Origin of the sequence: Vibrio gangliei (assembly GCF_026001925.1) — a bacterium.
Classification (GTDB): Bacteria; Pseudomonadota; Gammaproteobacteria; order Enterobacterales; family Vibrionaceae; genus Vibrio; species Vibrio gangliei.
Map to the genome: position 1 here is coordinate 152,417 of NZ_AP021869.1, position 15,547 is coordinate 167,963.

Below are 15,547 nucleotides of genomic sequence, written 5' to 3' on the forward strand. Positions count from 1 at the left end.
CATGGCGACATTTAGTTTAAGAGAATTTGACGACGAAGCTGGCCGATTGATTTTAGATAATCCAAGCTTTGATTTTGATTCTTTTGCTGAGTTAGCTAGCGAATTAGTGGCGCTGCTGTCTGCCAGCGTGACCGAAAAGCAAGCCGATGCGGATTTGCATTCTTGGTTGATTGATTTTGAAGGCTGTCCGCTGTTTTTACGTGGTGAACATTATTCAGAAACCTTGTGGTTAGAAACACTGTCTCCGCAAGAAGGCATAGAAGAACTACAGTATTTGGCTAAGTTGTTTGCGATGGGGATGGGGTAGTTAGGTTTCTAGTCCCTAGTCCCTAGTCCCTAGTTACGCTTCGCTCCTAGAATTAGAATGAAAATCGACTCGAAACTTGTTTTAAAAATGAACAGTTGAAGTGGGTGGGCTTTTCGGTATAATCGCCCGCTGTTTTATATGTTGACTAATTAGTCAGGTATAAAGGCAATAAATTTGATTGGAATTATGGGTTCCCTCGCCCCCATATATTAAAAAAAGGTCACAATATGACATCTTCTAAATCTGCTCAACAGGCGGCCTTGTCGTCTGTCCAATACACCCCACGACAAAAGTCTAATGCTTTGTTTTGGTTGGTTATTTTTCACTTAATCGTGATTGCGTCAAGTAACTACTTAGTACAAATTCCCTTTACCTTATTTGGTTTACATACCACTTGGGGCGCCTTTACTTTCCCATTTATTTTCTTAGCCACAGATTTAACCGTACGTATTTTTGGTGCGGGTATGGCGCGTAAAATCATTTTTTGGGTCATGTTACCTGCGTTAGTGATTTCTTATGTTTTGTCGGTGATGTTTTTCGAAGGCAAATTCCAAGGGGTCAATCAGTTAGCAATATTTAACCTGTTTGTTGCCCGCATTGCGATTGCGAGTTTTATGGCGTACCTACTGGGACAAATTATGGATGTGCATGTGTTCAACCGCCTGCGCCAATTGAAGCAGTGGTGGGTTGCGCCAACGTGTTCAACCTTGTTTGGTAATGCGCTTGATACCATCGCGTTTTTCTCGATTGCGTTTTATATGAGTACCGACCCATTTATGGCTGAGCATTGGACAGAAATTGCTTTGGTGGATTACAGCGTGAAATTGATCATTAGTTTGGGTCTGTTTGTTCCTATGTACGGCGTGCTGTTGAATTACTTGATGAAGAAGTTAACGACAGTTGCTGAAGTTTCCTCTCAACAGGAAGTGAAAGCGTAAGCGTGACTCGTTGCTCGGGCGCTGCGCTTGCTCGTTTCTCGGACAAGCGAAAAAGCAAGCGCACCTCGTCTTATTCTTTTTCAAGCCACGAGCCTTCTTTTATATCGAATCTCCTGCCACATATTAGACTCAAACCGTGGTGGGAGATCCTGAACTGCGCTCCTTCGTCGCTTTTCAGGATGACGATTTTTATCACGAGATCAATCTTTTCCGAATAACGAAACACCCTTTCCTAGAACCCTCTAATATGCAACAAAACATTTTTTCGGCTCTCGAGCGAAGCGTTCACGGATCTCGACCCAATCTTTTCCTAGCCACGAGCAGCGTAGCGCCCGAACCCCGAGTAACGATAAAATCCCTTCTAGAGTTTTAGATTAAATAATTATAAATATCAATGGTTTAATTTTACCCTTTAACTTTTTTGCTAAATAAATGATATTTTTTCTCATTTAGGGGTTGAAGAATTAATGAGAATGATTATTATTAACTCCGTCGAAGGGAAAAAGAGAAACGAAAACTTTAAATCATTTAAGTATTCGATTCTTAGCTTCTTTAAGACACGACATTGCTCACATTGCTTCCAGTGTATTTTAAGCTTTCGTGGTAGGTGAACCAGTTTTACATCTCACCATCTTTTGCTAAGCGACATCGATTCGGTGTCGCTTTCTTTTTTCTATCTTATCCACTTCCTCAGCGGCGAAATGTTGTCATTAGCTAATCAAATGGGATTAAAGATCCGATGTTGTTAACTGTTTTCCACAAAAGATCCCAATGTTACTTTTGGTTCTATGATGATCCTTTTTTGTTTAAGTCGTTGATTTCATTTGATTATTCTTGAAATGTGATAATGATCTTGATTTTTTGAGATTTTTGTTGGAAAAGTTAACAACAAACTTATCCACAGGTGATTAAGATCAGCCTTTCGAGTTATGAATAGATTCAAAAAGCCAGACGTGGCATTCTATTGGCCATCAATATTTTTACTTAGCTTAGGTAATCGGTCTTATGGCAACAATTGCTGACAACTCATTGATTCTGATTGACGGATCGTCTTATTTATATCGTGCATTTCATGCTTACCCTGAGAGTATGAACAACGGTAACATCCAAACCAATGCGGTATACGGTGTGGTTAACATGCTGCGCAGTATGATGAAGCAGTTTTCTTCTGAACGTATCGCTGTGGTGTTTGATGCGAAAGGCAAAACGTTCCGCGATGAGATGTATGCTGACTACAAAGCCAATCGTCCATCTATGCCGCAAGAGTTGCGCGATCAAATCGAACCTTTGCATAACATTATTCGTGCCATGGGGCTGCCGCTGATTTGTGTTCCCGGTGTAGAGGCGGATGATGTGATTGGTACGCTGGCGTCTCAAGCCTCAAAGCAAGGCATGCCGGTATTGATCAGTACTGGTGATAAAGATATGGCGCAGCTGGTGGATGATAATGTCACGTTGATAAATACCATGACCAACGTGGTGATGGATCGCCAAGGCGTGATTGATAAATTTGAGCTGCCGCCTGAGCTTATCATCGATTACCTTGCATTAATGGGCGATAAAGTCGATAACATTCCGGGGGTGCCGGGTGTGGGTAATAAGACCGCTGTAGCACTGCTGCAAGGGTTAGGTAATCTTGAATCCATTTATCAGAACCTCGATAAAATTGCTGATTTGTCGTTCCGTGGCTCGAAAACCATGGCCAAAAAGCTTGAAGAAAACCGAGAAAATGCCGAGCTGTCTTATCAACTTGCGACTATCAAATTGGACGTGGAATTAGATTGCCAACCTACCGATTTATGCAAGGCCGAACCAAACAAAGATGAATTGATGAAGCTGTTTGGTGAATTGACGTTTAAATCTTGGCTAAATGAATTATTGGAAGGTGGCGATGGCAAGATTGCGGCGGTAGATGGCTTAGCGCAAGTGAAAGCGGAACAACGTGCGGATAACACCGCCACTAAATCAGCTACCACAGCCGATGCGTTAGAAGTGGACATGAGCCCAGCCAATATCGATCGCAGTCAATATGAAATCATTTTCGATAAAGAAACGTTTAATGTGTGGCTAGAAAAGCTAAAACAGTCAGATGTCTTTGCTTTTGATACCGAAACCGACAGTTTAAATTACATGGAAGCGAATTTGGTCGGGTTGTCTTTTGCGATTGAAGAAGGTGTGGCTGCCTATGTGCCGGTTGCGCATGATTACCTAGATGCACCACAGCAACTGGATCGCGCCTGGGTACTTGAACAATTAAAACCGATTTTAGAAGACGAAGCTCAAGCGAAAGTAGGGCAAAACCTGAAATACGATGCCAGCGTGTTGGCGCGCTATAACATTGATATGCAAGGCATTAAATTTGATACCATGCTGGCCTCTTATGTGTTTAATAGTGTCGGTGGCAAGCATGATATGGACAGCTTGGCATTCCGATTCTTGCAACATAACTGCATTTCCTTTGAATCTCTGGCTGGAAAAGGTAAAAACCAGCTGACGTTCAATCAAATTGATATTAACGAGGCGGGTCCTTATGCGGCAGAGGACGCCGATGTGACCTTGCGTTTGCATAACCGTCTGCAAGCGGCATTGGAGCAAGATGCCGGCTTGAAATCTATCTATCAAGAGATTGAAGTGCCGCTTGTGCCTGTGTTGTCTCGTATTGAACGTACTGGTGTGATGATCGATGACATGCTACTGAATGCTCAATCAAAAGAGCTAGAAGCGCGTCTTGAAGAACTCAAAGCCAAAGCGTTTGATATTGCCGAGCAAGAATTCAATTTAAACTCACCCAAGCAGTTACAAGCCATCTTGTTTGAGAAAATGGGCTTGCCTGTGGTGAAGAAAACCGCTTCTGGCGCACCTTCTACCAATGAAGAAGTATTGCAAGAGTTAGCGCTGGATTATCCATTACCAAAATTGATCTTGGAAAATCGTAGTTTAGCTAAGTTGAAATCGACTTATACCGATAAGCTGCCAAAAATGATCAATCCGCAAACCGGTCGAGTCCATACTTCTTATCACCAAGCAGTGACGGCAACAGGGCGTTTATCGTCTACCGATCCAAACTTACAGAATATCCCTATTCGTAATGAAGAAGGTCGCCGTATTCGTCAAGCCTTTGTCGCGCCACATGGCTGGAAAATATTAGCGGTCGATTACTCTCAAATCGAATTGCGCATTATGGCTCATTTGTCTGGTGATAAAGCGTTAGTAGAAGCGTTTGCCCAAGGCAAAGATATTCATGCTGCGACCGCCGCTGAAGTGATGGGGTGCAGTATTGAGCAAGTGACCTCAGAGCAACGTCGTCGTGCGAAAGCAGTCAACTTTGGTTTGATTTACGGTATGAGTGCGTTTGGTCTGGCCAAGCAATTAGGTATTCCTCGTGGAGAAGCACAGCAATACATGGATGTGTATTTTGAGCGTTACCCAGGGGTAATGCAGTATATGGAAGATACACGCTCACAAGCGACACAACAGGGTTATGTCGAAACCTTATTTGGACGTCGTCTGCATTTGCCGGAAATTAAATCGAGCAATGGGATGCGTCGCAAAGGCGCGGAACGTGCGGCGATCAATGCACCGATGCAAGGTACCGCGGCTGACATTATCAAGAAAGCGATGCTGCTGGTGGATGAATGGATCCAAGCCGAAGGTAACGGCGAAGTGAAATTGCTGATGCAAGTACACGATGAGTTGGTATTTGAAGTCAAAGAAAGCGAATTGGAGCGAATTGAAAGAAAAATACAATCTCTTATGGAATCAGCAGCAGAATTAAATGTGCCTTTAGTGGCAGAATTCGGCCATGGTGATAATTGGGATCAGGCGCACTAAGACTAGTCCGTTACATTTACATTAGATTTACGAGCCACCTCACGAGGTGGCTTTTTTTTATTCTAAATAAAGTTTTGATTTTGCTTATTAAATCGTTGCTTTCATAAAAAATGTGTAAATTTAGTACAAAAAAAACTTGATCTGAGTATCATTTCCGGTAAATTAAGAGGCGTAGGGTACAGAGGTAAGATGTTCTATCTTTTAGACCTTTTGTTTCACGTTATTGGATTAGGCTGTTTCAGCCGCCCCAGTCAGTTTTTGACTGGGGCGTTTTTTATTGGGCGAAAGAAAAGTTTCAAGTCATGTAATGCTATTGATTTATAATGGTATTTTGGTTTTTCCTGTGGTTTGTTATCTCGCCGATTATTTTTCTTTACGCTTACTTGGGTTGCCACACCTTTCCATATCAATCTGTTCGGCGTGGATATGAAACGCACTTTCAGTATTTGTTGTAAAATAACAATCCCATCTTTCTAAACCTTGTCTTTCTTGTCTCATTAATTCAGCCTTAAAAACAAGGTTGTGAAATACTTCGAGAAAATTTTGTAATTGGATTGAAAATGGGGGCTATCTGGCTGGATTTTCAATTTGGTATGGTGTGATAACCGGGCACGGAAAAATCACCAATTTGAATTTTTTTTCATCCTCGTTAATGCTTATATCCATACAAATTACAAAAAGTGAAAACCTCCATTTCTCTCCCATTGTCCCCACTGGCCGCCATGCTGTTGGGGATTTTTTTATCCATTCATTTCTCGTAGGAATAAAAAAAGCAGCGGATAGGCCGCTGCTTATTATTGATCTGTTTGTTGCTAGGCGTTGGTTGTTAGCCTGTTTGTCGGCAAGGCGATTAATCGTCGTGATTATCCAGTTCTGGATTGGTAATGATTACGTCTTCTTCGGCAAACTGCTCGGCCAGTTCTTCACGGCGCAGTTGTTCCATCATGTCATCTGTCATTAGGGCTGGAGCAAACCAAGAATCGAGCTTATTACGGAGCTGATCAACCCCTATACCTTTGAGAGATGAGAACACGTCGACTTGCACATCGCCACAAAACGCCATGGAGGCTTCGCGAATTTTCAGTAATTGCGCTTTGCGAGCACCTTGCTTGAGTTTGTCAGCTTTAGTGAGTAGCACTTGTACCGGAATGTTCACTTCGACCGCCCAGTAGATCAGCTGTTGGTCGAGATCTTTCATCGGGTGGCGAATATCCATCAGTACCACCAAGCCTTTTAAGCATTCGCGCTTTTGTAAATATTCACCCAGGGATTTCTGCCATTTCTTTTTCATTTCTAAAGGCACTTGAGCAAAACCATAACCTGGTAAATCGACGATATGGCAATTTTCTGTCACCTTAAATAGGTTTATTAATTGAGTACGACCGGGGGTCTTACTGGTTTTTGCCAGGTTTTTTTGGTTGGTTAAGCGGTTTAGGGCGCTCGATTTACCCGCATTAGAGCGGCCAGCAAAAGCAACTTCAATCCCTGCATCTTCAGGAAGGTGGCGAATATCTGGGGCACTCGTAATAAAGTGGGTATTTTGATAATGGATTTTTTCCATATTTGTTAACTCCATCTCCACTTTTGTAGAGGAATGATTGCTTTTTTATATAATTGTGTAGAATGGGATTTACTCATCTGGGCGAGACTAAAAATAAAGAATGCCCAACTAATCTTGGACATAGTGTATCACGAACCTTTCTATATCGTGGTACTGGAAGCTGATAATTATAAATGGAATGTCATGAAAAAAATCGTCCTCCTTATTAGTTTAGTTGCCAGTTGCTCTGTGTGGGCACAAGGTGATATCGAAGCCGGAAAAGAAAAATCAGCCACTTGTGCGGCCTGCCATGGTGCTGATGGTAATGCTCTAGTGGCGCAATATCCGAAACTGGCGGGTCAACACGTCAAATATCTTGAAAAGCAATTACATGATTTAAAACTCGGCATGAGCAGTGGTGGTAAGCAAGGTCGTTACGATCCTGTGATGAGCGCCATGGCAATGCCATTAACCGATCAAGACATTGCTGATTTAGCCGCTTATTATGCTTCTATTCCACAAAGCGAAGGCTCTACGCCTGAAAATGTGGTTGAACAAGGCAAAGCCTTATATTTTGCTGGTGATGCTGAAAAAGGTTTAACCGCTTGTGCTGCCTGTCATGGTCCTCGTGGTCATGGTATGGAGCTTGGTGGCTTCCCTAAAATTTCAGGTCAGAATGCCGATTATATTAAAGCTCAGTTAGAAAAATTCCGTTCAGGTGATCGTAACAATGATATGAATGGCATGATGCAAGATGTGTCGAAAAACCTCACTGATGAGCAGATTAATATTTTGTCACAATATGTTGGCGGCCTGCATTAATTGAATATGTAGGATTAAAATGATGACGTGAATTTTAATAATCACTCATCGTTATGAACTTATCGAAACCCTCAGCGACTTTGTTTGTTGAGGGTTTTGTTTATTGTGATGCTTCAGCTGAGATTAATTTAGACTTTTACAACAAAATATGCTGAATATTGATTAATAAAACTCCACTCCGAACGCCATTTCTGGTATGTTGCGCATCCTTAATATAAAGGGGGAGCAGATGCCACATTGCCCATTGTGCGAAAGCCAGCAAACCAACATCTACTTTGAAGATAAACGCCAGTATTGGCAATGTCAGACATGCCAGTTGGTGTTTGTTCATCCTGATCAGCGAGTCGATGCCGAGGCTGAAAAAGCCGTGTATGATTTGCATGAAAATGATCCACAAGACCTTGGCTACCGACGCTTTTTATCTCGCATGGCCAATCCTATATTGGAACGAATCGAACCGAATTCGACTGGGTTAGATTTCGGCTGTGGTCCTGGTCCGGCGCTTGCCATGATGCTTGAAGAGCAAGGTCATCAAGTAGCGCTTTATGATCATTACTATTACCCTAATAAACAGGTGCTTGAGCAGCAGTACGATTTTGTGACTGCCACGGAAGTGATCGAGCATTTATTTAGCCCGAATGTAGTCTGGCAGGTGTGGCTAGACCTTTTGAAACCGGGCGGTTGGCTAGGAGTGATGACCAAATTGGTCAAAGATGTTGATGCCTTTGCGACTTGGCACTATCGCCATGATCCGACTCATGTGGTGTTTTTTAGCCGCGCTACCTTTGAGTTTTTAGCCAAGCGCGATCAACTGCAACTTGAATTTATCGGTAACGACGTCATGTTACTGAAAAAGGGCGAGCGAATATCTCGCGCTTAAAATAGGAAATACAAAAGAATGTCACGTAAGAAAAAATCGAGAAAGCCTGGTTCAGCCGGTGCAGATGAAATCATTGTTACTCGTAACCGTTCAGAGTCCGATGTCGAAGGTCGTCTGCGTAAGCGTTTGAATAAGCGTAAAGGTCTGAAATCTGGCAGCCGCCATTCTGACTCGGCAGAGAACAAACAAGCGCGCTCACAATCTCAAGCGAAAGATCCGCGTCACGGCAGTAAAAAACCGGTGCCATTAGTGGTGGAAGCGAAAGCGAAACCAAGTAAGCAGCAGCGTCGATTAAATGCCGAGCAAGAGCTTGAAGCCATCCAAAATGATCCACAATTGAATGTGTTGATCGACCGTTTAGATAATGGCGAAAAATTGGGTGCAGGCCTGCAAGCGTACGTTGATCAAAAATTAGATCGCTTAGAAGCATTAATGAAGCAACTTGGCATTTTTGAGCAAGATGACGTGGTAGAATCTGAGCCTGAATTAGAGCAGGAAGAGCAACCCGCTCGTCAGTCTAAATCGAAAAAGCCAGCGTCAGATGATGATCTGCTTTCTCAGTTTGAAGATTTGGATCTTAATGATTTTAAATAGGGTTAATCAATCCTAGTCACAGCTTTTCAATAGTCGCATTGGGTAAGGAGTGTTATGTCTATCGTATTGCTAGCCATAGTTGGAGCCATCATTATTGTTGCTTTAGCAAGTTATGCTGGTTTTTTACTGATCAAAGTAAAAAAGCAAAAGCATCTGATTGAAATTCAACAGCAACGTGCAATCGAAAAACGTAACGCTAATATTTTTGAAAACGTCCATACTTTATGCATGGCAGGCATTCACGAACAGTGTGATTTATCGGAAATCGTCATTCGTGTGTACTGCATCATGGATTATGTGCAGGGTGAAGACCGAATTGATTTTAGTGCGGATTACCCTGCTATCTATGAGCTGTATGAGGTGGTCAAAGATATGGCGCGTGGCGATGAAAGGCAGAAGTTAGACAAACAAGTACGCATGAAACAGACGTTAGAGCGTCAAAAAGCGGAAGCACGTCTAACGGAGACTATCATTGCAGAACTGACTGAACTCAAACAACGTATTGCACCGCTGAATAACCAAATTCCGATAAAAATGATGTAGAACAAATCTGGTTCAGTTCTAGCCTTTGTGGGTATATCAATTTTGCTAAAGAGCCAGTATTGATACCTCACCTGAATGTCGTAGTAAAAAGTGAAGTGGAAATGAAGATGTCAAAACAACAAATCGTGTGGGATCAAGCTATGCTGGAGAAATACAACTACTCTGGCCCGCGTTATACCTCGTATCCTACGGCGGTTGAGTTTCATGAGGCATTTACCATTTCTGATTTAGACATGGCGTGTGCCAATTACCCTGAGCGTCCACTGTCTTTATATGTTCACATCCCGTTTTGTCACAAGCTGTGTTACTACTGTGGCTGCAACAAGGTCATCACTCGTCATCAGCATAAAGCCGATGATTATCTGCAAGTCTTGATTCAAGAAATCCGTGAACGTGCTCCGCTTATTCAGCAGCGAACCGTCACTCAATTGCATTTTGGTGGTGGCACACCCACCTTCCTAACTAAAATTCAAATGACGCGCATTATGACTGCATTACGCGCTGAGTTTAGCTTTAGTGACGATGCCGAAATCAGCATTGAAGTGGATCCGCGTGAAATCGAATTGGACATGTTAGATCACTTGCGCGGTGAAGGCTTTAACCGCCTCAGTATTGGCGTGCAAGACTTTGATAAAGAAGTGCAACAGCTAGTGAACCGTGAGCAAGATGAGGACTTCATTGTCGCTATGGTTGAACGTGCACGTGAGCTAGGTTTCCGCTCGACGAATCTTGATTTAATTTATGGGCTACCAAAGCAAACCCTCGCCACTTTCTCTCATACACTAGAAAAAGTGCTGGCGATGAAACCCGGTCGCCTTTCTATTTTTAACTACGCTCACATGCCGCAATTGTTTGCCGCCCAAGCGAAGTTAAAAGAAGAGCACATGCCAAGTGCAGAGCAAAAAATGGCGATCTTGCAATATACTATCCAGACCTTAACCGATGCAGGTTATCAGTTTATCGGTATGGACCACTTTGCCTTGCCGGATGACGAATTGGCCGTGGCTCAGCGCGAAGGCGTGCTGCATCGTAACTTTCAGGGCTATACCACGCAAGGCGATTGCGATTTGATTGGTTTTGGCGTGTCTGCGATTTCGATGGTCGGAAACAGCTATGCGCAAAATCAGAAAGAATTAAAGAAATACTACGCGCAAGTAGACGAGCAGCGCCATGCTCTGTGGCGTGGTGTGGTGTTAAACCAAGATGATTTGATCCGTCGTGAAGTGATTAAGCAGCTGATTTGTAACTTTACTCTCGATAAAGAATGGGTTGAAAAGGCCTTTGATTTACAATTCGATGAGTATTTTTCTGAAGATTTAGCGTTGTTGCAAACCTTCATTGATGACGAGCTGGTGGAAGTGACGGATTCGCATATCCGCGTTACCCTGCGTGGTCGTTTATTAATTCGTAATATTTGTATGTGCTTTGATACTTATTTGCGTAACCGAGCGCGTCAACAGCAATTCTCTAGGGTGATTTGATCGTTAAATAACAAATATTATATTTTTGAGAGCGATTTAGAGATAAAAATGCCGCGGATCAAATGTATTGAACCGCGGCATTTTTTTATTTGTTGTTAGGGTCTGTTGACCTTTCGTGGTTAAATTTTGTTCGAGATAAAATGCTTTTAGCCGAACCCTTCGGGCAGCGTTTGTTGGTCATTTGTGCTGCGTTATCGGCTCCTCGTGTAGGCTAGCTACACCACGGAGCCTCTGCCTTGTTCAAATACCCAACAATTCACTGCAAAAACAATCACGAAAGGTCAACAGACCCTAAGGTCTATCGTCGCCGTTTTATACATCTAATGGAAACTGCGTGGCCCATTCTTGAATTGGTGTTGGGCGGCCATAGTAGAATCCTTGAACTTGTTCACAGCCGAGTTGAGCTAGGATTTGCGCTTGTTCCGCTGTTTCTATCCCTTCGGCAACCACGGTGACATTTTTCATATCTTTCATGAGAGAAAGAATGGCCGCAGCAATCGAGTTTTCATAGTTTTCTTGTGTTAAAGGACTAATGAAAGCACGGTCTATTTTTAAGCAATCAAATGGAATGGTTTGTAAGTACGCCAATGAAGAATAACCGGTACCGAAATCGTCGACGGCAATGCCGACCCCGAGTGCTCGTATGTCATTAATGTTCTTCAGTACCGTTTCATCATCGATTAGATTACTTTCTACTACTTCTAACGTTAGGTTGTGTGGCGTTATTTGGGTTTTCTCTAAGATGTGTTTTAAATCGTAGATAAATTGTTCTGACGCTAACTGGGCAACCGCAATGTTGACGTGCAGATGAAAGTCTTTCGGCCAGCGTCCGGTGTCGATTTCATTTTGCGTATCTTGGCAGGCTTTCATTAAAATTTGCTGGCCAATTTGCAAAATCAAGCCACTTTCTTCTGCCACCGGAATGAACTGGAATGGTGGAATAAGGCCACGAGTAGGTGACAGCCAACGAGCTAAGGCTTCAGCACCGACAATTTTATTGGTTTTCAAATCAATCAAGGGTTGATAGAAAGGTTCAAATTCGTGGTGTTTTAACGCCTCAGTGATTTGCACAATCGTCTTAGTGCGCTGGAGCGAGGCTTCTTCAAGCTCAACCGAATAAGTCGCATCTTTCAGTTGCAACTTCTTGGCATGACTGAGTGCAATGCTCGCTTGGCGCAGCCATTGCTCAACTTGAGGTGTATCGACGGCTTGGCTGACCCCAATGGAAGGCGCTAATAAGATGTTTTCCATATCGACTGGAATGGCGGTGGCAAAGGCTTTTAGGATGACACTGACAAAAGAGGCTTTGGAACCTTCTTCCATGAATGGGATCACAATGGCAAATTCACTACCGCCAATACGTGCATGGTAGCTGGTATCTGGTGAGATATGTTTAATACGCTGCGCAATCGCCGTCAGTAGTTGATCACCTTTTAAGTAACCTAGACTGTCGTTGACATCACGGAAGTTATCAAAACCAATGACGAACACGAAACCGTCCAGTTTTTTGATGTTTTGGACCGCTTCGATGAGCCCTTCACGGCTGTAGAGCTGTGTTAATGAGTCATACGCGAGCTGTTTATGCAAGTCGGTAAACGCATTTTGTAAGTCACTCGCCATATCATTGAAAGACTTCACCAGGCTGTAGGTTTCAAACGTTTGACCAGACACTGGCAGTGGTGTCGTCCATTCGCGTTTCGCCAGTTTCTGCGCTGCTTTGGCTGTTTGTGTGATAGGCGATGTCACACGAGTTAAGAAGATAAAACCAGCTAGACACAAAATGAGCGTACTGGCTACGATCATAGTGTTCATCATGTCTTGTTGATTGGATAGCTTGCTTAATACTTCTGATTCTGGAATCGAGATGGCGATATGCCAGTCTAGCCCGTAGTCGTCGCGGAAGGAGGTCACATAAGCGAATTGTTTTTTCTTATTCAGCACATAGCTGAATACGGTGTCATCAACTTGGTCTAGATTCACGTAGGCTTGAGCCGTTGCTTTGATGGACGGGTCTTTACTATTAAAAATAGAACGACGACCACCACTGATAGAAAGTGGGCTATTGGCTTCTGTTTTCGGCGCGTTGTCGGAAAAAACGTTGTTTATATTTTCTGATTGGGCAATTAAGCGTTGCTCTGAGTCAAAGATGAATATCGAGCGACTATGCTTGCTCTTTTGTTCAGTTAAGAATTTATTGAAGGTGGAAATACGAATATCCGCCGCAATTACGCCGTAGAGCTCATTGTTGTTTAACACTGGAGTCAGTGCAGAAAGGGTGATGTCTTGTTTCTCGTCGTTATTGATATAAGGTTCGGACCACATTTGCTTACGAGCGTTGACGACAGGGGCAAACCAAGGTCTTGGGTGCATATCATAATTTTCAACACGGTAAATTGGGGTCGAGTGAGTGGTTGTGCCGGAGAAGACCACTAAATCGTCTTGCGTGGTTTCATCTTTTAACAATAGAGATAACGACTGATTAGCTTCACGACGGAACCCATAGTAATAACCACTTTTGTTCAGCCCGATATTAAGCATATCTAATTGAGGGACTTGGTCTTTGATATGGTTATAAGTATCAAAAATAAATTGAATACGGCTCTCAGAGGTGCTGTTTTCTGCCAAAAATTGGTGTTTAACGGATTGGCTAAGAGCTGAGCTGATGATGAAAGTAGGGTAAAGGTAATCGGCCAGGTTCGCTTTGATGGTTTGCGACATGGTCGTTAATTCTTTACGGCTGATCTCATTTAAGGTGTTTTCATAGCTGATCGATTGAATAACGTATATCACGCCACTCATGAGCAATAGAATGAGTGTCAAAGGTAGAATAATGGCGGTACGTAATGTTAATCGAGGTGCTTTCATCTGCATCTATATATTGAAAAGTTGAATGGTTAATTATAGTGGAAAAAATTTTAGGCAAGAATAGTTAACAAGATAAAAAAGTCTTAAAAATGAGACTTTAATTGATGTTATTTATCTTATTGATTTTAAATTTAATTAATCTTTTTTGGTTTACTTGTTGTAAATGAAATGTGATGTATTTATATGAAATGGTCATGATTGAAAAATGAAAAAAAATTCACCGCATTAAATTATAAATGCGGTGAATGTAATAATGATTTCTCACAGAGTAAGCCGATAAAGATTACTCAATATTGAGCTCTTTCAATTTTCGTGTCAGGGTATTTCTTCCCCAGCCTAATAATTTAGCGGCATCTTGTTTATGCCCATTGGTATGGGTGAGTGCGGTTTGCAATAGAATGCGTTCAAATTCCGGTTGGGCAATATTCAGCAGTTCTGATTCACCAGCTGCAAGCGCCGATTGTGCCCAGGATTCTAAGCGTTGTTGCCATGAACCCGCTCCACCCTCTTGGCTGTTAGCTCGTTTTTCATGAATCAATTCAGCAGGAAGATCGTTAGGTAACACTTCGCTACCACTGGCCATGACGGTCAGCCAGCGGCAGATATTTTCTAATTGGCGTACGTTGCCCGGCCAAGGTAGGCGGTTAAGGGTTTCGACTGTGCTTTTATGTAGCGTTTTGACATCAACGCCAAGCTCATCAGCCGCGCGGGCAAGAAAGTGCGTGGCCAATTTTTCGATATCCTGACGACGTTCTCGCAGAGCGGGAATGTGTACTCGAATGACATTCAAACGGTGGAATAAGTCTTCACGGAAATCGCCTTTTTCTACCAAACGTTCTAAGTTTTGATGAGTGGCCGCAATGATACGTACATCCACACTGACTGGAGCGTGGCCACCAACTCGATAGAACTGCCCGTCAGCCAAAACACGCAATAGACGAGTTTGAATATCCAGTGGCATATCACCAATTTCATCTAAGAATAACGTACCGCCATTGGCTTGCTCAAATCGGCCTTGGCGAACACTATTGGCGCCAGTAAATGCGCCTTTTTCGTGACCGAATAATTCCGATTCAATCAAATCTTTTGGAATTGCTGCCATGTTTAAAGCAATAAACGGGTTTTTAGAACGAGGGCTATGGCGATGCAGTGCGTGAGCGACCAATTCTTTACCCGTACCCGACTCACCATTAATTAATACTGAAATGGATGAACGTGATAAACGACCAATCGCACGAAACACTTCCTGCATCGCTGGGGCTTCACCTAGGATCTCCGGCGTGACGGTTTTGAGGACATCTTCACTGGTGCTGGTGTGTTTTTGTTCGTGGCTATGGGTAATTGCCCTTTCGACCAAGGTCAGGGTTTCATCAATATCGAATGGCTTTGGCAGATATTCAAAAGCCCCCGTCTGATACGCATTGACGGCTGCGTCCAGATCCGAATGAGCGGTCATGATGATCACAGGTAAATCTGGGTGGCTGGCTTGAACTTGTTTTAATAACGCTAATCCATCCATGCCTGACATGCGAATATCTGAAATTAAGACATCCGGTGTTTCTCGCTCAAGTGCTAATAGTACACTTTCGGCGTCGGCGAAGGTTTCGCAGTGTATATTGGCTGAAGATAATGTTTTTTCTAAAACCCAACGGATTGAGCTATCGTCATCGACGACCCATACAAATCCTTTACTCATATCCAAATTCCTTGCGCAAGTGTAAATAGGTTAAACAATATGAGGCATAC

11 protein-coding genes are annotated in these 15,547 nt (G+C 42.9%); 8 read left to right on the top strand and 3 right to left on the bottom strand.

Annotated elements, in window-relative coordinates; genetic code table 11:
• The first annotated feature begins 1 nt into the window (after position 1).
• The 3 genes from Vgang_RS00735 to polA all read left to right on the top strand — a co-directional run bounded on the left by Vgang_RS00735 (position 2) and on the right by polA (position 5,076).
• Positions 2-307, top strand: coding sequence for a DUF3630 family protein (locus Vgang_RS00735; RefSeq protein WP_105903661.1), 306 nt, complete (start codon positions 2-4; stop codon positions 305-307).
• A 227-nt stretch (positions 308-534) separates the two neighbouring features.
• A complete protein-coding gene (locus Vgang_RS00740; protein WP_105903660.1) occupies positions 535-1,245 on the top strand; it encodes a 7-cyano-7-deazaguanine/7-aminomethyl-7-deazaguanine transporter in 711 nt (236 codons plus the stop codon).
• A gap of 1,005 nt (positions 1,246-2,250) precedes the next feature.
• On the top strand, positions 2,251-5,076 hold the full coding sequence (gene polA / locus Vgang_RS00745) for a DNA polymerase I (RefSeq protein WP_105903659.1): 2,826 nt from the start codon (positions 2,251-2,253) through the stop codon (positions 5,074-5,076).
• An 850-nt stretch (positions 5,077-5,926) separates the two neighbouring features.
• Here polA and yihA read toward each other — a convergent pair.
• A complete protein-coding gene (gene yihA, locus Vgang_RS00750) occupies positions 5,927-6,637 on the bottom strand; it encodes a ribosome biogenesis GTP-binding protein YihA/YsxC (RefSeq protein ID WP_319952079.1) in 711 nt (236 codons plus the stop codon).
• Between the two features lie 183 nt (positions 6,638-6,820).
• Between yihA and Vgang_RS00755 the strand changes: the two genes are divergently transcribed.
• From Vgang_RS00755 to hemN, 5 genes are all read left to right on the top strand, one after another.
• Positions 6,821-7,438, top strand: coding sequence for a c-type cytochrome (locus Vgang_RS00755; protein ID WP_105903657.1), 618 nt, complete (start codon positions 6,821-6,823; stop codon positions 7,436-7,438).
• 229 nt (positions 7,439-7,667) lie between these two features.
• Positions 7,668-8,318 (top strand): class I SAM-dependent methyltransferase, encoded by a 651-nt coding sequence (locus Vgang_RS00760; RefSeq protein ID WP_105903656.1) that lies wholly within the window; start codon positions 7,668-7,670, stop codon positions 8,316-8,318.
• Between the two features lie 18 nt (positions 8,319-8,336).
• Positions 8,337-8,912: a Der GTPase-activating protein YihI gene (yihI, locus tag Vgang_RS00765; protein WP_105903655.1), complete on the top strand. Its 576-nt coding sequence runs from the start codon at positions 8,337-8,339 to the stop codon at positions 8,910-8,912.
• A 54-nt stretch (positions 8,913-8,966) separates the two neighbouring features.
• Positions 8,967-9,455 (top strand): DUF2489 domain-containing protein, encoded by a 489-nt coding sequence (locus Vgang_RS00770; RefSeq protein WP_105903654.1) that lies wholly within the window; start codon positions 8,967-8,969, stop codon positions 9,453-9,455.
• 107 nt (positions 9,456-9,562) lie between these two features.
• A complete protein-coding gene (hemN, locus tag Vgang_RS00775; RefSeq protein ID WP_211294121.1) occupies positions 9,563-10,936 on the top strand; it encodes an oxygen-independent coproporphyrinogen III oxidase in 1,374 nt (457 codons plus the stop codon).
• Positions 10,937-11,248: 312 nt separating this feature from the next.
• On the opposite strand, the gene Vgang_RS00780 is transcribed toward hemN, so the two are convergent.
• Positions 11,249-13,801 carry a bifunctional diguanylate cyclase/phosphodiesterase gene (locus Vgang_RS00780; RefSeq protein ID WP_170066866.1) on the bottom strand — a complete coding sequence of 851 codons (2,553 nt, stop codon included), beginning with the start codon at positions 13,799-13,801 and terminating at the stop codon, positions 11,249-11,251.
• Positions 13,802-14,084: 283 nt separating this feature from the next.
• On the bottom strand, positions 14,085-15,497 hold the full coding sequence (gene glnG, locus Vgang_RS00785) for a nitrogen regulation protein NR(I) (RefSeq protein WP_105903651.1): 1,413 nt from the start codon (positions 15,495-15,497) through the stop codon (positions 14,085-14,087).
• Positions 15,498-15,547 lie beyond the last annotated feature (50 nt).